The 22,602-nt window shown below is 53.3% G+C and carries 16 protein-coding genes and 5 pseudogenes; 14 read left to right on the top strand and 7 right to left on the bottom strand.

All coding sequences use genetic code 11. The features are described from left to right. Positions 1–13: 13 nt before the first annotated feature. A complete protein-coding gene (locus JCM13996_RS07005) occupies positions 14–958 on the bottom strand; it encodes a zinc-binding dehydrogenase (protein WP_054750586.1) in 945 nt (314 codons plus the stop codon). Positions 959–1,051: 93 nt separating this feature from the next. Between JCM13996_RS07005 and JCM13996_RS07000 the strand changes: the two genes are divergently transcribed. Further along, positions 1,052–1,849: a MerR family transcriptional regulator gene (locus JCM13996_RS07000; protein WP_054750585.1), complete on the top strand. Its 798-nt coding sequence runs from the start codon at positions 1,052–1,054 to the stop codon at positions 1,847–1,849. A 66-nt stretch (positions 1,850–1,915) separates the two neighbouring features. Here the strand turns inward: JCM13996_RS07000 and JCM13996_RS06995 are convergent. The 4 genes and pseudogenes from JCM13996_RS06995 to JCM13996_RS06980 form a co-directional block, all read right to left on the bottom strand. Then, a pseudogene (locus JCM13996_RS06995) lies at positions 1,916–3,260 on the bottom strand (APC family permease). 25 nt (positions 3,261–3,285) lie between these two features. After that, positions 3,286–4,451 (bottom strand): annotated as a pseudogene (locus JCM13996_RS12930) (amidohydrolase family protein). A 100-nt stretch (positions 4,452–4,551) separates the two neighbouring features. After that, positions 4,552–5,919 (bottom strand): glutamine synthetase family protein, encoded by a 1,368-nt coding sequence (locus tag JCM13996_RS06985; RefSeq protein ID WP_054750584.1) that lies wholly within the window; start codon positions 5,917–5,919, stop codon positions 4,552–4,554. A gap of 202 nt (positions 5,920–6,121) precedes the next feature. Beyond that, on the bottom strand, positions 6,122–6,874 hold the full coding sequence (locus JCM13996_RS06980) for a gamma-glutamyl-gamma-aminobutyrate hydrolase family protein (protein WP_054750583.1): 753 nt from the start codon (positions 6,872–6,874) through the stop codon (positions 6,122–6,124). Positions 6,875–7,046: 172 nt separating this feature from the next. Between JCM13996_RS06980 and JCM13996_RS06975 the strand changes: the two genes are divergently transcribed. The 4 genes and pseudogenes from JCM13996_RS06975 to JCM13996_RS06960 all read left to right on the top strand — a co-directional run bounded on the left by JCM13996_RS06975 (position 7,047) and on the right by JCM13996_RS06960 (position 10,550). Beyond that, complete coding sequence (locus tag JCM13996_RS06975) at positions 7,047–7,376, top strand: PTS sugar transporter subunit IIB (protein WP_054750582.1); 330 nt, start codon at positions 7,047–7,049, stop codon at positions 7,374–7,376. Positions 7,377–7,432: 56 nt separating this feature from the next. Further along, entirely contained in the window at positions 7,433–8,254 is an 822-nt protein-coding gene (locus tag JCM13996_RS06970; protein WP_054750581.1) for a Cof-type HAD-IIB family hydrolase, read from the top strand. A gap of 94 nt (positions 8,255–8,348) precedes the next feature. Further along, the gene (locus JCM13996_RS06965) at positions 8,349–8,708 is read left to right on the top strand and encodes a hypothetical protein (RefSeq protein WP_054750580.1); all 360 of its coding nucleotides are present in this window, start codon (positions 8,349–8,351) and stop codon (positions 8,706–8,708) included. A 514-nt stretch (positions 8,709–9,222) separates the two neighbouring features. Next, positions 9,223–10,550: pseudogene (locus JCM13996_RS06960) on the top strand (PTS sugar transporter subunit IIC). Positions 10,551–11,628: 1,078 nt separating this feature from the next. On the opposite strand, the pseudogene JCM13996_RS06955 reads toward JCM13996_RS06960, so the two are convergent. Then, positions 11,629–13,001, bottom strand: a pseudogene (locus JCM13996_RS06955) (glycoside hydrolase family 1 protein). A gap of 183 nt (positions 13,002–13,184) precedes the next feature. On the opposite strand from JCM13996_RS06955, the gene JCM13996_RS06950 reads away from it, so the two are divergent. Then, positions 13,185–13,919: a GntR family transcriptional regulator gene (locus tag JCM13996_RS06950; RefSeq protein WP_054750579.1), complete on the top strand. Its 735-nt coding sequence runs from the start codon at positions 13,185–13,187 to the stop codon at positions 13,917–13,919. 337 nt (positions 13,920–14,256) lie between these two features. Here JCM13996_RS06950 and JCM13996_RS06945 read toward each other — a convergent pair whose 3' ends face one another. Next, positions 14,257–14,964, bottom strand: coding sequence for a GntR family transcriptional regulator (locus tag JCM13996_RS06945; protein ID WP_054750578.1), 708 nt, complete (start codon positions 14,962–14,964; stop codon positions 14,257–14,259). 341 nt (positions 14,965–15,305) lie between these two features. On the opposite strand from JCM13996_RS06945, the gene JCM13996_RS06940 reads away from it, so the two are divergent. From JCM13996_RS06940 to JCM13996_RS06910, 8 genes and pseudogenes are all read left to right on the top strand, one after another. Next, the gene (locus tag JCM13996_RS06940) at positions 15,306–15,623 is read left to right on the top strand and encodes a PTS sugar transporter subunit IIB (protein WP_263848893.1); all 318 of its coding nucleotides are present in this window, start codon (positions 15,306–15,308) and stop codon (positions 15,621–15,623) included. Positions 15,624–15,647: 24 nt separating this feature from the next. Further along, entirely contained in the window at positions 15,648–16,016 is a 369-nt protein-coding gene (locus JCM13996_RS06935) for a PTS lactose/cellobiose transporter subunit IIA (RefSeq protein WP_054750577.1), read from the top strand. A gap of 101 nt (positions 16,017–16,117) precedes the next feature. Next, positions 16,118–17,576, top strand: a pseudogene (locus JCM13996_RS06930) (6-phospho-beta-glucosidase). Between the two features lie 123 nt (positions 17,577–17,699). After that, a complete protein-coding gene (locus JCM13996_RS06925; protein ID WP_054750576.1) occupies positions 17,700–18,329 on the top strand; it encodes a DUF4352 domain-containing protein in 630 nt (209 codons plus the stop codon). Between the two features lie 30 nt (positions 18,330–18,359). After that, on the top strand, positions 18,360–18,785 hold the full coding sequence (locus JCM13996_RS06920; protein WP_054750575.1) for an SOS response-associated peptidase family protein: 426 nt from the start codon (positions 18,360–18,362) through the stop codon (positions 18,783–18,785). Positions 18,786–18,798: 13 nt separating this feature from the next. Further along, positions 18,799–18,960 (top strand): SOS response-associated peptidase, encoded by a 162-nt coding sequence (locus tag JCM13996_RS12485; RefSeq protein WP_162205195.1) that lies wholly within the window; start codon positions 18,799–18,801, stop codon positions 18,958–18,960. Between the two features lie 689 nt (positions 18,961–19,649). Then, the gene (locus JCM13996_RS06915; RefSeq protein ID WP_082383869.1) at positions 19,650–20,783 is read left to right on the top strand and encodes a metal-dependent hydrolase family protein; all 1,134 of its coding nucleotides are present in this window, start codon (positions 19,650–19,652) and stop codon (positions 20,781–20,783) included. A gap of 123 nt (positions 20,784–20,906) precedes the next feature. Further along, on the top strand, positions 20,907–22,559 hold the full coding sequence (locus JCM13996_RS06910; protein ID WP_162205194.1) for a peptide ABC transporter substrate-binding protein: 1,653 nt from the start codon (positions 20,907–20,909) through the stop codon (positions 22,557–22,559). Positions 22,560–22,602: the final 43 nt, after the last annotated feature.

Genomic DNA, 22,602 nt, shown 5'->3' with positions numbered 1-22,602 from the left:
GTGACCTCCTTTGCTAGTCAGTTGTAACGATGACTTCACCAATTTGCGGGTTGGCCATTACGTAATCCTGTGCTGCCGGCAAGTCGGTAAACGGGAAGACCTTGCTGATGGGGATGGTAATGTGGTGGGCGTTGATCAGGGCGAACATGGCGTTGATCAACTGCTGGTCCGCAAAGCCGGAGTCGTAAGTGGTCAGGTAGCGGTTCTGTAGGTCAAACGGCGAGAATTCGTGCATGACCCACTCGCCACTGAGTAGACCAACCATGCAGCATGTCCCACCAACGTTAATGTGGGCCACCGAGTTCATGACGGTCGTGGCCCCCACGAGGTCGATAATGCCGGCGTACATGGACTCGGTCTGTAGTTGCCCGTCGCGATCCTGCACTGCTTCGTCCGCACCGGCGTCACGTAAGAAGGCCAGCCGTGCGGCTTTGCGGGAAGTGGCCGTTACCTGGTAGCCACTGGCCTTAGCTAACTTGATGATGGCCAGACCTACAGCGGAGGTACCACCACGGACCAGCAGGTGGTCGTGTGGGGCGAGACGCAAACTTTGCAGGGCCCCGTAGGCCGTGCTGAAGGTCTCGGGATACTGGGCAAAGTCAGTCCAACTACCTTGGTAGTCGGCTGTGTACAGTTGCTTGTTAGGTACTAGCGCGTACTCTTCATAACTGCCATCAAAGGCCCGGCCAAAGCCGCCATTAATGGTCAGCACGTGCGCGCCGACTTTGAGGCCGGAATCGGGTGCCGTTGCTGCCACCTCACCAACGGCTTCGACACCCAGTACGCGTGGAAAATGCACGCTAGGCGATCCGCCTTCACGGGTCAACACTTCGTACCGGTGAACGCCAAACGCGCGGATCCGCATCACTGAGTGCGTGGCGTCTGCATGTGGCATGGGCCGGTCAACGAGTTCCAGCGCGGATGAATCACCCGCATGGTTCACAACAAAAGCCTTCATAATAATATGCACCTCCACATTTAGTTGGGTACCAACGAACTGACTTTAGTGTAAACTATCACGTGACGTGCAGGTCAAGAAAGAGGACGGACAATGATTACCATCAACAAGTTTGCGACCCTAGCGGGGACGACCCGCCGCACCTTGCAGTTTTATGACGCAGTGGGATTGTTTCACCCGGCAAAGGTGGGGGAAAATGGTTACCGCTATTACGCCGCAGACCAGCTGTACCAGCTTCAATTCATTCTCCAGCTACGCCATCTCGGGTTGTCGGTCGCCGATACGCAACGCGTCGTCGGGGCCACGGGTGCCGAACTGGACGCCTATATTACCCCCTTGTTAGCCCGTATTGAGGCCAAGTTGACGGACTTGACGAAACTGCGGACGTTGTTGGCTGACCGGCTACAGGCCCGCCCCGTTACCGTAGCCCCCATTGGTCGGGCCATGGTGGTGCGGCGGCCGCGGACCCAATTTTGGACGTCACCCGAATCGGTCGGGTGTACGGACGAGGCGGTGCGGGATCTGTACCAACAATTTTACGCGCTCATTGGCCGGCTAAAGTTGGTCGACAAGCAAGCATCCGGTTTTCTGACCGACTTACCTGCCGCAGATGCGACGGGGTATGCAACCGCGAATTTTCGTATTTTGAAGGCAGTCACCTCCCCAGTAACAGGTGACGTGCCGGTAATCGTGCGGCCACAGGGACAGTATGTGGTCGCGAGCACGCAGAATAATGCGGCCAGCATTGCCGCGGGGCTCGATGCAATTCGGGCGCAGGTCGCCGCACAGAATTTGACCATTAGTACCCTCTGCTGGCAACTGAATAACGGCGAACAGTTCGGTAAGAAGGCTAGTACGCCGGAGCTATCGTTGGAGTACCAAATTATCTAGGACCAGCAAAAAGACGTTACCCGTCGTTCAACGGGTAACGCCTTTTTAATTGGTGCTATTTAGTGGTTACTTTGCCGCTTTGCCGTGCTTGCGGGCCAGGTAAACGAAGATACCGATGACCAGCCAGATGATCAGTACGTACGGGAAGATGTTGTACGGCTTGGCCGGAACGGGCCACAAGTTACTGTAGATGGGGAAGACCATCACCAGCAACCCAATGACGGGTGCGGCCACGTGCTTCCAGAAGCCAAAGTGTTCCCGGTGCTTGTTAAAGTACACAATGGCACCAATGTTGACCAAGACGTACACCAGCAGGAGTGGGTACATCCCAATCGTCCCAAAGTAGTTGTAGTAATTCGTGGCACTGACGTGACTGAGGATGCCGAACACGGCGTAAAGCAGGATGGCCAGCCCGGTGATCAGGTCGAGCGCGTGGGTCGGCGTCTGCTTATCACCCTTGAGTGCGCCCAGCCACGGGTGCATATAACCCTTGTTGGCCATGGCTCCATGATGAAGGCCCCAGCATTCAGGGCGCCAAAGAAGCAGGCAAAGTAACTGGTGACGGAGGCAAAATCGATGAAGATGGCCATCCAGCCGCCAACATAACGGGTCGCCAGGTAGTTCAGCGGCGCGCTGGAACTAGCCATTTTGCCAATGTGCGCGGTCCCAAAGCCGATCACTTCGGCGTAGCTCACGATGCAGTAAAAGACCATGGCGAACAGGACGGCCCCGATCAGGGCGACCCGAATGGCTTTGGCTGGCTTCTTGGCGCGCGGCGCGATGGTCGCGGCCCCTTCAAACCCGGCAAAGGACATCAGGCAAAAATCATCCCACCGCCCAACGTACCGAGTGTCCCGTGACGTGGGTCCAGTGGGGCAGCGGTGTTGCCAGCGTTACCCCCGTGGGTAATGATGATCACGGTCAGGATGGTGAGCACGACCACGGCAATTAGTTCAAGCGTCAGCGCAAAGCGCGTGGAGAACTCAATGCCCTGGTGGCTGAGCCAATCACTAATGAGTAGGGCCACGATGATGTAGAGTGGAATCGGGCCGTGGATGCCAAAGTGGCCGAGGAACACGTTGAGGAAGTTTCCCACGATGGCCGCACTACTAGTGGTGAACGTGATGTAGGTGAGGATGAGGGCCCAGCCGGACACAAAGCCCCCCTTTTCACCAAGGGCCTGGCGGTTGTACGCATAGGCGGAACCCTCGCCGGGGATGCGGCGGCCGAGTTCGACGAAACTGATCCCGGTAAAAATCACGCCGATACCCCCCAGGATAAAGGCGAGCGGGACGTTGATGCCGGCCATGTTGGCGGCGCCGGCGGTGTTAAAGGCCATGGCCCCAGTGGGTGCGACCATGGCGATGGAGAGTGCAAAGACCTCCAGTAATGATAGTTGCTTCTTCTGCATAAGGTACTCCTTCAATTATATGTGGTTAATCGGTGGCCGTGACGGCGACACCGTACAGGTTGGCGGCGTTGGCGTAGCAGACCATGCGGGCCCAACTTTGCTTCTGCGCGTCCGTCGCGGTTGTGACCGCGTCCAGTTGGGCGGCCAGCGCGGCTTTGAACGTTTGGGCGGCGACCGCGTACATTTCGACGTAGGTGCTGGCGTCACTAGCAAACAGGTAGCGTGAGTACGGGGCCAGCTCCAGTGACTCCCGGACGACACTCATGGTGCTGGACGGCGCCAGGTTGTTGACCAGTGAGGTGTCGAAGTAGACGCCGGGGAAGACGCTGGCCAAGTAGCCCGCTTCCCGGTGGTAGGGGTAGCAGTGTAGCAGGACGACCTGCAACCCGTCGTAGCAGAATCGCCGTAAGAATGACCGCAGCAAGAGCGGGTTACCCAGGTACAGGTCAGTATCGGCGTCGCCATAGCCCACGTGGAATTGGAGTGGCAGGTGCTGGTTGATCAGGGCCGGTGCTACCAGTGCGAGCAGGTAGTTAATGACGTCCTGATTTTCCAGGCGGGCCACGCCGGTTTCTTCGTAGTGCTGGCGCCATTGGTCAAAGGCGGCCCGCGCAGCGTCGGGCGTCACCGGGGTAACCTGTAACCCGACACGGTAGGCGGCAATAGACTTGCAGCGACGTAGCCGTGCGCACGCACGTGGCCAACGGCGTCAAGGAAGTGGTCAGACCAGGCGTCGAAGTCGGCGTACTGCTGCATGTAGGCTTCGGCGTGGGTTTCCAGCCGGTAAATGGGGCGCACGGTCAGGCCGGTGAGGTCGGCCGTCGCGTTCAAATCAAGGATGGCGTCATCGGGCACGAAGCCCGTGTCGATGAACAGCGTCTGGTAGTGATAAGCCGCAAAGACGCGGTGGTTATAGTCACGGTAATGGTCCGCGTCCATAGGCTGCAGTGCCTCCTCGGGGGTGGCACCACGCTGGTAAGCAGCAGCCACGGTGGGATCAAAGTCACGTGCCGTCTGCTGGAAGGCCGACCACGCTAACCGGTTAGCCGTATCGGTAATTGGGTACTGGGCGTCGGCTTCGCTGGATACCCGCAATAAGCGGTGAGCCCGGTCGGCCACGTCGCCCCGAATTAGGTAGTGGGCGTGGTGGTCAAGTAATGGTAGTGATTGAACAAATGCGTTGATGGACATAGTTAGCACTCCTTTCCGTCCGTAATTAGTCCGGATTGGCGGGGTGGGTCCATGCCGCGACGAGTTAAATGCGGTGCGCGCATAGGCAACTCCTTTGGTTTTAGTACAGGTGGGCGGTTTCGGTACCGATGGCTTGGTCATCGTAGTGGGCAAAGTGGTTGATGTCTGCCTGCTTGACCGCGGTGTAGCCCGTCAACATTTGCTCACCCATCAGGTCTTTGAACAGGGCGTCCGCGTTGAGTGCTTGTAAGGCCTCATCCAGAGTCAGCGGCAGGCGCTGAATACCGGCAGCCTCGCGTTCCGCGTCCGTCAGGGTGGCGGGGTCGACGTTGACTGGTGCTCCCGGATCGATGTGATTACGGATGCCGTCCAGGCCGGCGCTCAGCAGACCTGCCAGTGCGAGGTAAGGGTTGGCCGTAGCGTCACTAGCCTTGAGCTCAATGTTGGCAGTTGCAGCCACGTGGTCCCACTGGGTGGACGGGATCCGGACCGCGGCTTCCCGGTTGTCTTTGCCGTAAGCGGCGTAGGCCGAACTCCATTCACCCGGTTGGAGGCGCTGGTAGGAGTTGACGGTGGCAGCAGTCAGTGCCAGTAAGCCGCGGATGTGGGCCAGAATACCGCCGACGAAGTAGTACCCCTGTTGGCTTAACCCCACGGGATCCTGTGCGTCTGCCAGCACGTTGTGGCCGGCTTGATCCCACAAGGAGAGGTGGAGGTGTCCCCCGTTACCCTCAGTTTGCATGTCCGGCTTGGGTGCAAAGGTGGCGCGCATGCCGTGCTTACGGGCCACGGCGCGGACTTCGCGCTTGAACCAGATTTCGTTGTCTGCCGCTTGCAGTAACGGGTACGGCCGCATTGGTAACTCGTGTTGGCCGGTGCCGGCTTCGGGGTAGTACTTATCAATACCGATACCCATTTGCTTCAGCTGGTCGATCATCTCGGAGATAAAGTCGTATGCAAACTCCATGGCGTCGGTGTCGAAGCAGAAGTTATCGTTTGCGGGCGCGTCCGTCTCCGCGTTACGCAGCATGAACTCATTTTCATATGTAGCTTGGGCCGTAAACCCATCCTGTGCGGCGTCGGCAATTACGCGCTGTAGGAGGCCCCGGGGATCAGCCGTGAATGGCTGCTGGTCCTGGGTCAGGTGGTCGCACATGAACGTGGCTACCTGGGGATGGTTGGGCAGAATGTGCATGGAATCCAGGTCGGGTACCAGCCGGGATTCACCCACTGCGGTCAGGCCGGGCACGTCGACGATCTCGTCGCGCGCGGTGGCTGCAAACTGCACGAGCGTCAGGCCCACACCATCCACAATGTGGCGGCTCAAACTGTCGATGGTCACGGTTTTGCCGCGGGCCACACCGTTATAGTCGACGTAAATGAATTCCACGAGTTGCACGCCCTTTTCACGCAACCCGTTGACGATGTTTTGAGCCCGGTTTTCTTCCGGTAAATATGTTGATGCCATTTTCATAGCCTCCCTGAAATTTTACAAACTACCGTCATTGTACCCGCAAAGCCCGTACTTGACTACTACCCCACAGATTACTGGTTCGTACGACCGCGGGGTGCCGTGGGTTCTCACCCAAAGAGGGGGACGTTGGTGGGTACAAAAAAAGGCCACTACGCTGCCCCAACTACTGCCGGATGGGTCGTAATGGCCAAAGTGGTTAAGCGTGCTTGTGGGCCTGCGCGCGAGCCACGATGTCACTGAAAAAGCCAAATTGTTCGGGGTGGTGTTGCCACATGTTTTCTGGGTGCCACTGCACCGCCAGCACGAGGTCATCAGCCGTGGATTCGAGTGCTTCGATCACTCCGTCTGGCGCGGTCGCCGTGACGGTCAACCCGGTACCGACTTTGCGTACCGCCTGGTGGTGGCGGGAGTTAACGAAGGCCCGGTCGCCCAGTAAGGCGTGCAGGCGCGAGTCCGGTGTAATGTCGACGTGGTGCGTTGGGTAGTGGGGCGGTGCCACCTGGGGATGGCGAATGTAACTGTCAGGGTCCTGCGTGTGGGTGTCTTGGTACACATCGCCGCCCAGCGCTACGTTTAGAATCTGGATGCCCCGGCAAATCCCCAAGATGGGTTTCCCCGCAGCCAATGTAGCCTTGATGAGCGCCAACTCAAAACGGTCCTTAGGGTAGTACGTGTCGCCGAGGTTCCACATGGGTTCTTCGCCAAACGTGGTCGGGTCGACGTCCGGGCCACCGGGCAGGATGAGACCGTCAAATAGCGGCACCATGTCGGTTGCGGCGGCATCCGCTAACTCAGGGTTGTCGGGAAACGGCAGGATGGTCGGAATGCCCCCGGCCTTGAAGACGGCTTCTTTAATGTCGTGCGGTGCAAAGGCAGGGTAGTCATCGGGCATCCGGGGGTTAGTGTCGGCGAGTGCGTCAGCAGTCATTGCAATAATCGGTTTGGTCATGCGGCAACTTCCTTTCATACATACGGTTTGCGCTAAGATTACCACAGCAAGGGGGGAGGAACAATATTTTGGGCGCCACAAACTAAAATTGCAAAATCCGGGGTAAGAAGCTATATTAAAGTTGGTTACTGGAAACGCTTCCGTTGAGTTACCTCTCGAGGAGGGGATTATTATGGCACAAAAGAATATTTTATTGGTATGCAGCGCGGGGATGTCGACTGGTTTACTTGTTTCCCGAATGGAAGCGGCAGCTGCTAACGACAACGTTGACGTGCAGGTGGTGGCAATTGGTGCTGCCGAGGTCAACAATGAACTCGTGGATATGCAGCCAGACGTTATTTTGGTTGGTCCGCAGGTACGCTACCTCGCTGACCAACTACAGTCCAAGTTGGACGTGCCCGTAGCGGTGATGAATACCCACGATTATGCGGGCCTGGATGGTGAGCGCCTGTTACAAACGGCGCTGGACACCATTGCGCACGCCCCAACCTGTGCCTCATAATTGGCGTGCAGGGGGCGACCCGTTAAATACGAAAACCTAATGACTGGGAGATTAACATGATTTCATTAGCTGGGACGGATTTGGACGGCACTTTCTTTAATAACCAGAGTCAGGTATCGGCTTACAACCGGCAGGCGGTGCGCGACTGGGTGCGCAGTGGCCGTGACTTCGCTGTTTGCTCAGGGCGGTCGTTACCCACTGTAAGTAACCTATTACGACAGGATTTGGAAGTGCCGGGCTATAAAGTCTGCCTGAACGGTGCCATCGTGTATGATCAGCACGACGAACCGATTGTTCGGCGGCCGCTGGATAACGCGGTGGTGCTGGCGGCGTTCCACCTAGCCAAGCATTACCTCGTCCGCATGGTGTTCTTTGCTGAGCACCATGCGGTTAGTTATAAACCGGGGGTGCCCGGACGTGTGCGGGGTAATTGGCATAACGGTGAGACCATCCACATTAGCCGCGAGTCAGAGTTGCTGCAAATGTTGACGGTGGACCACGTCCAGTTTTACAAGTTTACGTTTAACGGCATCTTCGGCAACGGTCTGAGTTTGGCCCTGGCGATGAAGAAAATTGCGGCGTTGCCCGTGCACCTATCGCGTTCCAACAAATTTTTCTTTGAGGCGAACGCTCCACACACGACCAAGGCCAGTGCGTTGCACGCCATCGCGCGGCACACGGGCCAGAGTATGGAGCACTTTATGTGCTTTGGGGACTATGAAAACGACCTGGAAATGGTGCGCGATGTTGGTTATGGGGTGGCGATGGCCAACGCGATTCCTAAAATCAAAGCCGTCGCGCGTCTGCAAACCGTTGATCATAATGACGACGGGGTCGGTAAAATGCTGACCGCCGTCCTGGCCGGTAAAATTAAGTAGTGATATACAGAATTTAATGAAAGTGTTTACAACCTCCTGATAATTTGGCATAATGCGTTTAATGATAGCGCTACCAGAAAAGGAGGAGGTTGCTGTGAGTTCTCTTTTTATTAACGTGTTTGGTATTGCAATTATTTTGGGTCCCATTTTTATTCTGGCGTACCAAAACGATAAGGTGTCGCTACGCCCCTTGCGGCCGCTGGATGATGAACATCCCCGTTTCGTTGTGGATATTTGGTTCTTCCAGGGTGGTCGTCGCCAAGTGTTGACCGGTGAGATGTACCAGCCTGGCAAGGTGGTTGGTAGCAGTCAGGGCGGTCGATACCGGGTCGAGCAGGTAACGCGACAACGGCGTTTGGCTGGTTTGCGCGAACACTTCGAGCTACGCATGCGGCGGTTGCCGGATGGTGCGGGTGCAACGGCAGATGTGTTCGGACACGCGCAGAGTTTGTAAGTATAATGATTGATGATCCGCGGGATACCCGCGGATTTTTTTTGGTTTATGTTGCTAAACGATGGGGTTGCCACTGCATGCGGGTTCTAGAAGGGCATTAGTCGCATCATGTACATAATGGTATAGTCCAAAACGTTAAAAATGTTCGTTTGAGTTGTCGTTATTTAACTAGCGATAGGGGCGGGGCTACGCCGTTAGTTTAAGGCGTTTACAATGTTGATTTGCAACGGGTTCAGCTAATTGTATATACATTAAAATAAAAAAAGTATTGAAATGTTATGGTCACGGTGTATACTTTAACTGTTGATAGGAGCGAAAACGTTTGCAAAGCGTGTGGGGAGGTTTGTTTAAGCGTTAGTGATTGTACGTTAATTGTTTAAATAAAGCAGCTGGTGGTTACACTCGTACTCACGGAGAAATTATTCAGTTTTGTTCCGCTGTCGGGTCATTTGGGGACGGCCTGGTGGCACCACTGCTAGCTGTGGGAGTTCAAGAATAGGAGATGTGGATACACATGGCTCTAGAAGACAGTAAATTCGGTCAGGGCTTCATCAAGGTCGCCGTTGCGATTGGCAATGAAATTCATCTGCGTTCGTTGCGTGACGCCTTTGCCACGATCATGCCACTATATATTCTGGCTGGTTTGGCCACCCTGATCAACAACACGGTATTCACCTGGTTGTTTAAAGGTGCAACGTTGCTTAAGGTTCAGTATTGGGGCACGATGCTTTCCAATGCGACCCTAAATATTTCTAGTTTGTTGGTTACGACCATGATTGGTTACTTCCTGGCGAAGAACCGGGGCTTTGATAACCCGTTGGCGGCCGCGATGGTTTCGCTGGCAACTTTGGTGACCATGATGCCGAACACCGTGCAGATTATTGCGGATGGTGCTAAAAAGGCGTCCAACATCAGTGCGGTGCTTTCATACACCGAACTGGGTACCGGCGGTATGTTCGCCGGGGTCATCATGGGCCTGCTGGCAACCGAACTGTTTATTAAGATTTCTAACATCAAAGCGTTGAAGATCAACCTAGGCGATCAGGTACCACCAGCAGTTGGCGATTCCTTTAACGTTTTGATTCCTGTAATTATTGTTCTTTGTTTCTTTGCCCTAATTTCCACGTTGCTGTACGACACGACCAAGATGAACGTGATCAGCCTGATTTCTACGTTCATTCAGGAACACTGCGGCACATTGGCACTGGTATTGTCGGGACCCTGATTATCTACACCTTAGCTAACTTGCTCTGGTTGTTCGGTATTCACTTCTCTGTTATCTACAGTACGATTCTAGAACCACTGTTGATTGTGAACATTGCGCAGAACACCGCTGCTTACAGTGCTGGTCACGCAATTCCGAACATCATCAACCTGTCACTGGTTCAGGCCTTCGCGCTACTTGGTGGTTCTGGTGGTACGCTCTGTTTGCTGGTTGCGACCTTCATTGTCAGCCGCAACAAAGCTTCCCGAAACGTGGCTAAGTTGGCCGTACTACCAGGGGTATTCAACATTAACGAACCAGTTATCTTTGGTTACCCAATCGTTTATAACGTTGCGCTGATTATCCCGTTCATCGTACTACCATCTCTGGGTATCTTCATTGCTTGGTTGACCACGGTTTTGGGTTGGATGAACCCAATGGTTGTCCAAGTTCCATGGACGACGCCGATGTTCCTGAACTCGTTCTTGGCAACTGGTGGTGACTGGCGTGCGCCGGTGATTCAGATTGTGGTCTTCATCATTGGTGTGCTGATGTACATGCCATTCGTTAAGATCAACGATGGTGTTGTTGCTAAGCAGGTTGCTCAGGAAAAGGCTGAGGCTGCAAAGCAAGCCTAACGTTAAGGCTGTCTGCTGGATTAATCAGACGATTTGATAATTCCCTCGGGGGCATTGCTCCGGGGGAATTTTTGGGTGGTGCGGAATCGTTTCGAGCGGGTGCATTCACAATGAGGGACCAATAGCTGAGGCAGCCGTGTGGTTGCAGGGGAGGTCTAAATCGCGTTCATAACTAGTTGATGGAGTAGGTTAACGTCTCATGGATGCGCAACTGCAGGACATACGGGACCACTCATTCTCCTGTGTGTTGGAGCAATCGTGGTTAGGCAGATAAGTGCTGATGTAATACCCCACAATACAGGATCATGACAAAAATGGTGCTAAGTCACTCTGATCTGCTTTGCATGGTGCCAGTGCGGTTGCAGACCAGCATAATCGGTCTACAGCGGTCCCCACATGCAGAGCTGGACGGATGGGCGATAATGTATAGAGTTGCGTATTAGGAGCCACAACGTCTGGTATTGATTAACACGTGATAATGCTACGGTCGGTTTCTGCGCACAACATGTGCAGCCAGGATAACGGCGACCTACTGCCGGGTACCGCGTATTGGTGGTGATCCTGAATATCCCAGCAGCGACCAGTTGTCGGCGTCCACGCTTTTGGTAGTGCGTGGACAAACCGGCGTTAGTTGCAAACAAAAATGGTGCCTGCAAAGGCATGGTGTTTGTGCAGAGACAATTAGCGTGGCAATGATGCTGCTCAAATCAGCGGATACTAATAAGGCTTCGGTTGTGACACGGAGGCGCTGACGGGCATGCCGTGAGCACGGGATGCTATTGTCTGTTCGGACACTTACGCGGTACTGACTAACTTCTTGGTCCCAGTCGTTTTGGTATAGGTACACAAAAGGCGCTGTCGTCACCGCTCTGTGCAGTGACGACAACGCCTGGTGGTTGTCATTCTTAAGTTGACCCCTGTTGGCGGGCCAACGGTGGGGTGAGCGGGTATGTTTGTGGTTGGGCGGTGGTAGACCAATTGGGGTTGGTGACCGCCGCCAATCAAGTGATGGCGCTCGGATCACGGTGACGCACAAATCAAAACTTGTTGATAGCAGTGATTACGTTTGCGTCACGCGTTAATCCAGTCGCGCACCGTTGGATTCAATGACCTTTTTGAACCACCAGTACGACTTTTTGGGAATCCGCCGGAGGTCGCGCAGATCGTGGTTGGTCCGGTTGACGTAGACCATGCCGTAGCGCTTATCCATGTTACCTGACGAGCTAGGAATATCAATTAGACCCCAGCCCAGGTAGCCCAGCACTGACACGCCGTCCGCGAAGACCGCGTCTTTGAGTGCCTGGATATGCTGACGGTGGTAGTCGATCCGGTAATCATCCTGAATCTCGTGCCCCTGGTACACCTCACGAATACCAATTCCGTTTTCAATGGGGAACATTGGCAGGTGGTACTGGTCATAGACTTTCGTGAGGATATCACGGAAGCCCAATGGATCCACCTGCAACCCCATTCATTGGCCTGCAATCCCGGTACTGGCTGGGCACCAAAGTCGAGGTAGTGATTAGGAAAGGTATTGATGGGGACTAAACTACTGTTGATTTGGACGGAACGGTAATAACTAAAGGCAATGAAATCACTGTGGAGTTGATTGAAAATCGCCTGGTCGTCAGTCGTCAGGTCCAAATCGATCCGCTGATTACGGATAAAGGTGAGAAACTCAGTGGAATATTGCCCGTTGACGAATACGTCAAGCAGGTTACGGTTCAAAAACTCGTCAATACGGCGAGCGTAAAGCACGTCACGTGGATTTGCGGAGGCAGGATACACTTCGGAGTACGCCAGCATGCCCCCAATTTGAGCGTGACTGTGAGCGTGCAGGTAATTAGCGACGGCGGCGTGCGCCACCATCACGTGGTGGCTAATTTGAAATAGCTCTTCGTCCGTTTGGGGGCCGTGCAGATACCCGGCAATAGTGAACGCATCGCTCATCGAGTACAGGTTTTGCTCGTTGAACGTAATCCAGTACGGCACGCGATCCGCAAAGCGGTCGACCATTTCCTGGCCATAGCGAATAAAGGCGTCAACAACGTGACGGTCGCTAAAGCCGTTGTACTTTTGGGCGAGGGCAAGGGGCATGTCAAAGTGGTACAGGCAAATCATCGGCGTAATGTGGCGGGCGAGCAACTTGTTGATCAGGTCATCATAGAATTTGATGCCTTCCTCGTTGAAGGGCCCGTCGCCCGTGGGACAAACTCGGCTCCAGGAAATTTGGAACCGGTAGCAGTTCATCCCCTGCTGGGCCATCAGGTCAAGATCTTCGTCGTACCGGTGATAATCATCAATGGCCACGTGCCAATCGCTGCTGTGGTCCGTGGCTGGACGGTCATCATAAACGGATTTACCTTTGCCACCCTCATTCCAGCCGCCTTCAGTTTGCATGCTCGAAGTGGAATTGCCCCACAGGAACCCCTTTGGTAATGCTTGGGACATAATTACTTGGCCTCCTCCGTAGATACTGCTTCCGTGAATCCGGTTTCATTATGCCACGTCTTTTACAATTCGTAAAGCCTTTTTATATAAAAGTATATACAAATATTCAAGGTGGTCTATCGCAACAATTGTTAAAATAGCGTAAAATGGTGGGGAAAAGTGGTTTGTTGGGAGGGACTGTCCATGTATAAGTACCAGGATATTTCGCAGAAGTTACGCCAAAAATTTACGGGTGGGGAATACCAGCCGGGGGATTTGTTACCCGACCAAGAAACCTTAGCCAAGGAATTTAACACCACCCGGATGACGGTGCGCAAGGCCATTCAGCTATTGATAGTTGAGGGTGTGGTGTATACCAAGCGTGGCGCCGGCACCTTTTTGCGTAAGGATTTCCACCACAAAGATCCTAACGACATGGAGTCCTCAATTGACCGACCAGTGGGGACAACGTTGACTTATGCGGGCCGCAAAGTTACCAGTAAAGTTTTGTCGCTGGATGCGCGCTTACCCACGCAGTCCGAGCAGGACAATCTGATTATTGGTCCCGACGAGCCGGTGTACGTGATCCGGCGGGTGCGGTACGTTGATGGTGCAGTGTATGCTTACGAGCACACGATTATGCCGACGAAGATTACCACCATCACCCGTGAAATTTTGGAAGGGTCAGTCTACAAACACCTGGCTGATGAGGCGCACGTGCATATTGCGGGTTCACACCGGCGAATTCACGCAATTAAGGCAACGCAGGATGACGTGGAGGCGATGGGGTGCCAGTTGAACGACCCCGTTTTGGTGATTAACCAGGTGAGTTACACGGAGGAGGGCGAGCCCTTCAAAGTTTCGGAGGTGCACTTCCCGTACCAAACCAGCAGCGTCGTCGCGGACGTTGAACTGAGTCTAGGCAAGCGGCCCCACTAGTGGTGAGTTACAGTTGCGGTGCATTAGTATGAGTCTGCGAGAGGTGCTTGGAACGATATGTTATGCGTGCAAGCGGAATCACGTCGAATCATTGGTGATCATACCCATACGGCCAACTAATTAACGTTAGTGGCCGTATTTTTTTTGAATCTACCTGAATGCGATCATGCCAATAAAAAAGCTGTCAATGACGACACTTTGGGGATAAACCCACCAGCGCGGTATGCACAGCTTTGTGTTTGATTGAATTGTAAAAGCAGTGTGGGCGGAATGGCACCACGGGGTGAGGCTATTGACTAAGTGTCGCGGGGAGGGTTGTGACCAAAACACCCTGAGTTCATGAATGGCTGACGGGGAAGGAATGTGAGTAGAAGCGGAGGCCCGGATAGACGAAGTAGGTGGTGGAGTAGTTAAAGGCCACACTGTTGCCATAGAAATTGGTCTGTTCCAACGCCAGGACCTGCTTGCCAGGCTGTTGCCCCATGACTGTGGCCTGGTCATGTGCCAACGTGGCAAGAAAAATGTATTCCTCACTCGCAGTAATGTGGACGTGGTAATTTTCCGCAATGAAGTCAAAAATCGAGCCGTTAACCGCCTCCACCGGCAGGTATGGTACCGCGCCGGTGGAATAATAGGCCTCTTCCATGCAGTAGAGCTGGCCATTGAGGTAACGCAACCGCACGACCCGGTACAGTTCGCTATCTGGCTGGAGTTTCATCGGTTGGACTAGTTCGGGATCGGCCTTGATTTTGTCAAAAGTGACTATCCGCGACGTGAGGTGGTTGTCCGGGCTATGCAAAGAGGCACCGGCCCCCGCGACTAGGTTGATGACCGTCTTTGAGGGTTGGGGCATCTTGTTGACGTAGTAGCCGGAACCCTGAATTCGCCGCAATAAGCCCCGTTGGTAGATGACATCAATGGCCCGCCGGATGGTGTTGCGACTCACGTCGTAGGTTGCCATTAACTCCGCTTCGGTTGGCAGTTTGTCTGTGTACAGGCCCTCGTGAATGGACCGGATAATGTCTTCAGCAATTTCGTGATACATATGGTTACCCCCACGCGCTGCGCTGATATATTTAAGCCACACATTAACGATATTTGTACCCTTATCATAGCACCTTTGTCAGCACTAACCGCTTATGCGTTGTCACCAATCGGTGCTTTTGACCACCCGTAATTGCGCACCACAAGCGGCTTCTGGCGGTTTGGCGAGTACACCATCACGGCGTTAGGGCCAAAAATATTTGTAAGCACTTGCAAAATTTGTACCCACGTATTATATTATGGGCGTGGAGTTGAAAGCGGTTGCCAAAAAGGCTTGCGGCAATCGTGGTGCGTAACGATTGTGGAATATAGTGCCTTACACTTAAGGAGAAATTATTATGGCTGAAAAAAAATATTTTGTTGGTATGCAACGCGGGGATGTCGACCAGCCTGCTCGTGACTAAGATGCAGAAGGCTGCGGACAAGGATGACATCACGGTAAACATTGCCGCGACGGCTTCACCTGACCTCAAGAACAAGTTGGATGAAGTTAAGCCTGACGTGATGATGTTGGGCCCGCAAGTTCGGTACATGGAGAAGAAGCTAGCCGCTGAGTATGACTTTCCCGTTAAGGTCATTAACATGCGTGATTACGGCCTGATGAATGGCGAAAATGTATTGAAGGACGCACTGGCCACCATTGATGCGGCTGGTAAGTAAGCCCGTAATGAAAGGATAGTGCTCATGGCAGACACTGAAGACAAGAATGAAGCGCCAGAGAAAGAAGAAGAGCAAAACCTAGAATCCATCATGGGCTTGATTGTTAATGGTGGTAACGCCAAGAGCTCGGCTTTTGAAGCCATTGATGCGGCTAAGCACGGTGATTTTGACCAGGCGGACGCTAAGTTGCAAGAAGCTGATGATTTTCTCGGTAAAGCGCATAATTCACAAACCGGGATGTTAACGGCTGAGGCCCAGGGAAAGCATGTACACGTTACGCTGCTGACGGTACACTCCCAGGATCACTTGATGAACGCCATCACTTTTCGTGACCTAGCGGGTGAGATCGTTGATTTGTACAAAAAGCTTGCTGGTCAGGACGTAGCCGATTAGCACCAGCGTATTATTGAACGACAATTAAAGACAAGACAAACAGTTTGCGAGTTTGTCTTGCCTTTTTTTTCCCGGTCGTGGAAGAGAGGGTGCATAAATTTATGAGTGAAGCATTAACAATGCCAAAAGACTTTTTATGGGGCGGCGCTGTTTCCGCCCACCAGGTTGAGGGCAATTGGCAGGCAGACGGTAAAGGGGTGTCGATTGCCGACGTCATGGCTGCGGCCAGTCGTGAACAGCCGCAACGTGTCGTGACGGACACCGTGGAGGCTGGTCAGGTCTACCCGAACCACTGGGGCATCAATTTTTACCAAACTTACCCGCAGGACATTGAATTGTTTGCCGAGTTGGGGTTGAAGGCGTTTCGGACGTCGATTGCCTGGACGCGTATTTTTCCCAATGGCGACGAGGCGGAACCGAATGTAGCGGGGCTGCGCTATTACGACGACCTCTTTGACCGGTTGCGTGCCAAGGGCATTGAACCAATCGTGACGCTGTCCCACTTCGAAATGCCGTACCATCTGGTAAAAAAAATACGGTGGTTGGCGTAACCGCAAGTTGATTGGTTTCTTCGAACGGTTTGCGGAGACCTGCTTCCACCACTTTGATGGCAAGGTTCGCTACTGGATGACGTTTAATGAAATCGATAATCAGTCGGATTGGCGTAATGCGCATCACCTGTATCAGGATTCCGGCCTGCAACTGGATAGCAACGTGAACTGGGAAGAAGCAATGTTCCAGGCTGCGCATAACGAGATGGTGGCTAGTGCCAAGGCGGTGATTGCCGCGCACAAGATTGATCCGCAACTCCAAGTAGGGGCCATGCTCGCCATGGTGCCGATTTACGCGTTGACGGCCAATCCCGGTGACCAGATGTTGGCCGCCCGGGCCATGCAGTACCGCTATTACTACGGCGACGTCCAAATGGAGGGCGAGTATCCGCAGTGGTTACTGAAGTACTTTGACCGCAAAGGGTACCAGGTGCCAATTTCGGCAGCGGACCGCGCCACACTAAAAGCCGGCGCGGCCGACTTTCTGGGGATGTCCTACTACTTCTCCTTCACGGTTAAGGAACGGGCGGACCACAAAGTCGAGTTTGATGAGCACAACGACCTGGTCGATAATCCGTACGTTGAGAAGTCCCAGTGGGGCTGGCAGATTGACCCTCAGGGGTTGCGGTGGATTCTGAACTGGATCCAAGATCGCTGGCACAAGCCAATCATGATCGTTGAGAACGGTATTGGTGCTTACGACCACCTGGAGGATGATGGGCACGTGCATGATGATTACCGGATCAGTTACCTCCGGGCCCACATTCATCAAATGGAATTGGCGGTCGTGGAAGACGGTGTGGACGTAATCGGTTACACCATGTGGAGCCCCATTGACATCGTATCGGCCAGCACTGGTGAGATGGCTAAGCGTTACGGCCTGATTTATGTCGACCGTGATGATAGTGGTCACGGTAGCGATCGACGGTACAAGAAGGATTCCTTTGCTTGGTACCAGCAAGTGATCAGCACTAACGGTGCGAACTTAGACGACGTTTCGGCAGAATGATTACCTGTTACCCGGGGCAGTCACATCCGTAATGGTGTGGCTGTTTTGTTGTGGGGTGATAATGCCAGTTGACCCGCACGACCCGCCATTGTATAACGGAACTAATATTCGTGGAGGTTGGTTATGTCTGGGTTGTGGTGGATGATTGGATTTGGGGTTGTAAGCACGTTGGTTACTGTGGGCGCGGCGCTGTGGACGGCGCGCCGGCAACTACGGCAGCAACCGTTAAACGCCCCGGTAGCAGTAATGGTGGTGGGTTTATTGTTGACGGTTAGTAGTTGGGTTGGCGCTGGCGTGACGGTCCAGCACCTGGTGGTGGCTGCGCACACGGCTAGCCAAATGCCGAGCCAACCGTTGCAGCAGCCCCAACCCCAAGCACCCGCGGCGGATGACCAGCTAGCCGTGGGGCGGGATGCCCAGTTTGGGCGAAGGTTACGCTTTGCCCACCAGTTGACGGTGGTCGTCGGACCGCCAATCAGTCGGTGCGATGCGGGCGCCAAGGTGGAGCAAGTGAGCGTCACGGTGCATAACGGTGGTCACGAAACCGCCAAAGTTGATTTGGCTGACTTCCAGATGTACAACAGTGGCGCTGCCATGCCACAATTAACCACGTTGGCGGCCAAGCAGGATGTTGCACCGGGTCAAACCCGCACGGTACGCCTATCGTTTCAGGTGGCTAATCAGCAGGATGAGGGACAGTTGGTTGTGAGTTATCATGGTGCCGGCTGGGAATGGCAGGGCACCTCGTTTTAGGACTGGTTGACCAGCAAAGGAGTAATGAGGATGTGCGGACGCTATTCGTTTAATACGACCCATGCGCAACGCTTGCGGCACCTGACCGAGCTGTTGGCGCAACGCGGTGTTAAGGTGCAGACTGGTGAGGTTGCTCCTGGCGACCAGATGGCGGTCGTGACGGGGAAGAACACCCACATGGTAGTCACAGCGGTACGCTGGGGCTTTCCGGGATATAGTGGCGGGCGTCCGCTGATCAATGCCCGGGCCGAGAGTGTACTGTCCAAGCCAACGTTTCGTGACGCCTTTTTAAACCAGCGGTGCGTGTTTCCCAGTGACGCGTTTTATGAATGGGACGCGAGCCACACCCGGTTCAGCTTTGCCCAGCCAGATGGCGGACTGATTTTTTTTGGCGGGTTTTATTCGGCAGTACCCCGATGGGCCGCGTGGCATCATCCTGACGACCGCCCCCAATAGTGATGTTCGCGCTGTGCACGACCGGATGCCGCTCATGGTTCCCGAAGCACGGTTACGTGACTGGATCATGGACGAGGCTTGCGCGCAGAAACTGTTGCAGGCGCGAATGGGGGCGTTAACGGCCACCCGCCAGATTGGCTTGGGTCAGGATATGCCGTTGGGTCTGGAGGAGTAATTACTGCCGGGTTAATGCTGAATGACAGCTTAATCAGCGTTCTGTATGGGCAAAAGATAAGAAAAATGTGCCCGAAATGTGAAAATGTAGTTGACTTCTAATTTTACTCACGTTATGATGAATGCATCCTCATTAAGAGGGGCAAATCTTCCACAACGAAAGGGGCAATGATCATGACTCAATGTCAGATTACATTCACAGCAGTGACACGAATGAACACAGTAAAGAACAACCAGGTTGCCTCCGCGTTGTTGTGCTTGCGTGCGTTGTAATTCATGTGGGCGGGTAGCTACCGCTAAATGATGAACGTTTCGGGCCCATTTTTAGTAGTGGGCTGCACGTAGGTACCCGGCAAAACATCTTGCCGGCGGGGGTATTTTTTTTATGCTTAAAATTAACTTTGTGGCACCAAAATTGTTGTTGAACACGACTAATGCAGCGTTGTTGTTGCGTTAATGAAGCTTTGCTAGCAGGAATGCTAGTCGTGAACGTGTGACCCACGGTGGTGGGTCAAGATAACAATTTTGGTGCCATTTTCTGTCTGCAGACGGAAAATGGCGGCCACCCGTGGTAGTACGGCGCGGGGTGGGCGTCATTTTTTGTACTGAAACGGGGAAAACGGGCGGGAAAAGCAGGTGTGGCACACATAAACGGATGCAGTTAGGTGCAAACAGAAAGGGTTAAATAACATGGCAACAACAGCGTATGTGCACGTGAATTTGTTTAACGGACAGGATGATGGTTTTATTCCCAACTCATGGTTGGTTGTTGATAATACGACCGGGCGGGTCACGGCGACCGGCCACGGACCCACTCCCAATACTGATCAAGTTGTGGATGTGGCAGATAAGTTCATCATGCCCGGAATGATCAATACACATGTTCATGTTGATGCCGATGCTAATCACACGATGGATGGTCCGATAACTGAAACTGAGGTCACGTTGATGGCGCTGGCAAATCTACGGCAGGCGCTTCAGGCTGGCGTAACGTATGTACGCAACTTAGGTACTGGTCACGATGTGGATATTAAACTACGTGACGCGCAGCAGCGTTATCACTTTCCCGCCCCCGGTATTGTGGCGTCGGGACGCCTGATTTCATCGACCGGTGGCAACGGCGATGGTCCGTATCACGAACGCAACGCCTCGTACATTGTCGATTCTCCTGACGAGATGCGTCGTGTAGTACGGCAGATCATTAAGAATGGTGCAGATGTCGTTAAGGTGCTGGTAACCGGTGGGGTGATGTCCAAAGGTGATGATCCCCGTGATGTTGGGTTCTCAGCGGAAGAGCTAGCGGTGGCCGTTAGCGAGGCCCACGCACGGCGCCGCAAAGCCGTGGCTCACGCACAAGGTACTACAGGCATTCAGATGGCTTTAGACGCCGGATTTGATTCAATTGAACACGGCATTTACTTGAATGCGGAGGAAGCGCGGGTGATGAGTGAACGGGGCGTCTATTTGGTGCCCACACTCAACGCGGTGGAGTCCATCGTGCGTGATGGACGAGGGCACATTCCAGATTACATGGTGGATAAGGCTACTACGTTGAGCAATGCGTTCTTTGATAACATGCGCCAAGCAGTGGCGTTAGGTGTACCCATGACGACTGGGACGGATGCAGGTACCACGTTTAATGATTTTGGTACTGGTTATTGGGATGAGTTGCACTTGATGGTGCATAAAATCGGCGTTTCACCGCAACAAACGTTGTATAACGCCACAATCAACGGAGCCCGGTTGTTGGGGATTGATCAAGATTATGGAACGTTAACGGTTGGCAAATTTGCCGACTTCATCGTGTTGTCGGCGAGCCGTTAGCAGATATCGATGCGGTGCGTGAAGCGATAAGCAGGTTTTCCAGCACGGCGAGCGTAAATTTTAGACAACATCACGGAATGAGGAAGAAAAATGCATAACAAGATAAATGGGCGCATGAAAACAATGAGTAAAGTATTTGGAATTATTGCAGCAGTTGGCCTGTCTGGGGTTGCCCTGTCTGCTTGTGGACAAAAAGCCGCAGCCGCCAGCAACCAAAACATCAGTGTTGGCATTGCCAGTGAAATTCAGATGCTTGATCCTGTGCACGATGTGGATACTACCAGTAGTGAAATAATTGGGAACACTGAGGAAGGCCTGGTCACGATGGGTAAGCAGAATAAAGCTGAGCCGGGAATCGCCAAGTCGTGGACCAAAAGCAAGGATGGTTTAACTTACACCTTTAACTTACGGCATGACGCTAAGTGGAATGACGGCACCCCAGTGACCGCCCAGGATTTTGTTTACGGTTGGCGGCGTGGTGTTGACCCTAAAACCGCAGCTGAAAATGCGTACCTGTTCTCTGGTATTAAAAATGCGGACGCTATTATTGCCAACAAAAAGGATCCTGATCAATTAGGCATCCAGGCTAACGGAAAGTACCAAGTCACTGTGACTTTAGAGCACCCTATTTCGTACTTTGAACAGTTAGTGCAGAGTGCAATTTTCCTTCCTCAGGAGCAAAAAGTAGTGCAGAAGTACGGTAAGAAGTACGGAACGGATGCCACTAAGGTTGCCTACGATGGGCCGTACACCATCAAGAAGTGGAACGGCAGCGGTGATTCATGGACGCTCACGAAGAATAACCACTACTGGAATCCGAATAATGTTCACCTTAATCAAGTGACGTACCAAGTCGTTAAGGAATCTTCCACGGGTCTCAACATGTTTGAATCCGGGCAGATTGACCAAACGACGTTGATCGGCAACCAAGTACAAAACGAGAAAAACAACAAGAGCTACACCAAGGTCGCTAGTGGTTCAAATTACTTCGTGCAGTTAAACCAGAAGAGCCCTAGCAGTACTATTTTGAAGAAAGCATTTAACAACGTTGACATCCGTAAGGCCCTCTCGCTATCAATTGACCGCCAGTCGTTCGTCAACAACACGTTAAATGATGGTTCGACGGCCGCCCTCGGCATCGTAACGACCGGCATGGGCCAGAATCCGTCGGGTGGTGAGGACTTTGCCAAGGCTGCTTACGTAAAGAATGATGCTGACAGCGGGGTCAATTACAACATTGCGCTGGCAAAGCAACTGTGGGCCAAGGGCATGAAGGAAATTGGTGCAACGTCGCTGAACGTCACGTTAACTGCCGATGATGATGATACGCACGATACCATCGTTCAATACCTTCAGAACGCGTGGACGAAGAACCTCAAAGGCATGCGGGTGACGGTGCGCAAAGTGCCTAAGACTACACGGGTAAAGTACCTGCAGACCGGCAACTTTGATGCCATCATCTCTGGATGGAGTCCCGACTATAGTGATCCGTCAACTTTCCTAGATATGTTCACGACCGGTAACTCCTATAACTTTGGTGATTACAGCAACAGTAAATTTGATGCCGACATGAAGACTGCAGACAACACGGCGGACGCGAAAACCCGGTGGAATGCCATGGTGAATGCTGAACAGACGCTGATGAAGGATCAGGGAGTCATTCCGCTTTACCAGCTGTCCACTTCATACCTACGTAACACGAAACTTAAGAACGTCATTATTAACCCGGCCGGCGGCAACCCTGGCTGGCGCGGCGTGTACCTAGCAAACAAGTAACAATAATCATTATTGGAGGATATGCTTATGACTGAAACACGGA

The organism is Lacticaseibacillus thailandensis DSM 22698 = JCM 13996 (genome assembly GCF_001312865.1).
Classification (GTDB): Bacteria; Bacillota; Bacilli; order Lactobacillales; family Lactobacillaceae; genus Lacticaseibacillus; species Lacticaseibacillus thailandensis.
This window is presented reverse-complemented; position numbering and strand designations above follow the sequence as displayed.

What these genes read in the sequence shown, in the direction of transcription:
- JCM13996_RS06975 (WP_054750582.1), top strand. Translation starts at nt 7,047, where the DNA reads ATGGCACAAAAGAATATTTTATTGGTATGCAGCGCGGGGATGTCGACT.
- JCM13996_RS07005 (WP_054750586.1), bottom strand. Translation starts at nt 958, where the DNA reads ATGAAGGCTTTTGTTGTGAACCATGCGGGTGATTCATCCGCGCTGGAA.
- JCM13996_RS06935 (WP_054750577.1), top strand. Translation starts at nt 15,648, where the DNA reads ATGGCAGACACTGAAGACAAGAATGAAGCGCCAGAGAAAGAAGAAGAG.
- JCM13996_RS06920 (WP_054750575.1), top strand. Translation starts at nt 18,360, where the DNA reads ATGTGCGGACGCTATTCGTTTAATACGACCCATGCGCAACGCTTGCGG.
- JCM13996_RS06925 (WP_054750576.1), top strand. Translation starts at nt 17,700, where the DNA reads ATGTCTGGGTTGTGGTGGATGATTGGATTTGGGGTTGTAAGCACGTTG.
- JCM13996_RS06980 (WP_054750583.1), bottom strand. Translation starts at nt 6,874, where the DNA reads ATGACCAAACCGATTATTGCAATGACTGCTGACGCACTCGCCGACACT.
- JCM13996_RS06985 (WP_054750584.1), bottom strand. Translation starts at nt 5,919, where the DNA reads ATGGCATCAACATATTTACCGGAAGAAAACCGGGCTCAAAACATCGTC.
- JCM13996_RS06970 (WP_054750581.1), top strand. Translation starts at nt 7,433, where the DNA reads ATGATTTCATTAGCTGGGACGGATTTGGACGGCACTTTCTTTAATAAC.
- JCM13996_RS06945 (WP_054750578.1), bottom strand. Translation starts at nt 14,964, where the DNA reads ATGTATCACGAAATTGCTGAAGACATTATCCGGTCCATTCACGAGGGC.
- JCM13996_RS06915 (WP_082383869.1), top strand. Translation starts at nt 19,650, where the DNA reads ATGGCAACAACAGCGTATGTGCACGTGAATTTGTTTAACGGACAGGAT.
- JCM13996_RS06910 (WP_162205194.1), top strand. Translation starts at nt 20,907, where the DNA reads ATGAGTAAAGTATTTGGAATTATTGCAGCAGTTGGCCTGTCTGGGGTT.
- JCM13996_RS07000 (WP_054750585.1), top strand. Translation starts at nt 1,052, where the DNA reads ATGATTACCATCAACAAGTTTGCGACCCTAGCGGGGACGACCCGCCGC.
- JCM13996_RS06950 (WP_054750579.1), top strand. Translation starts at nt 13,185, where the DNA reads ATGTATAAGTACCAGGATATTTCGCAGAAGTTACGCCAAAAATTTACG.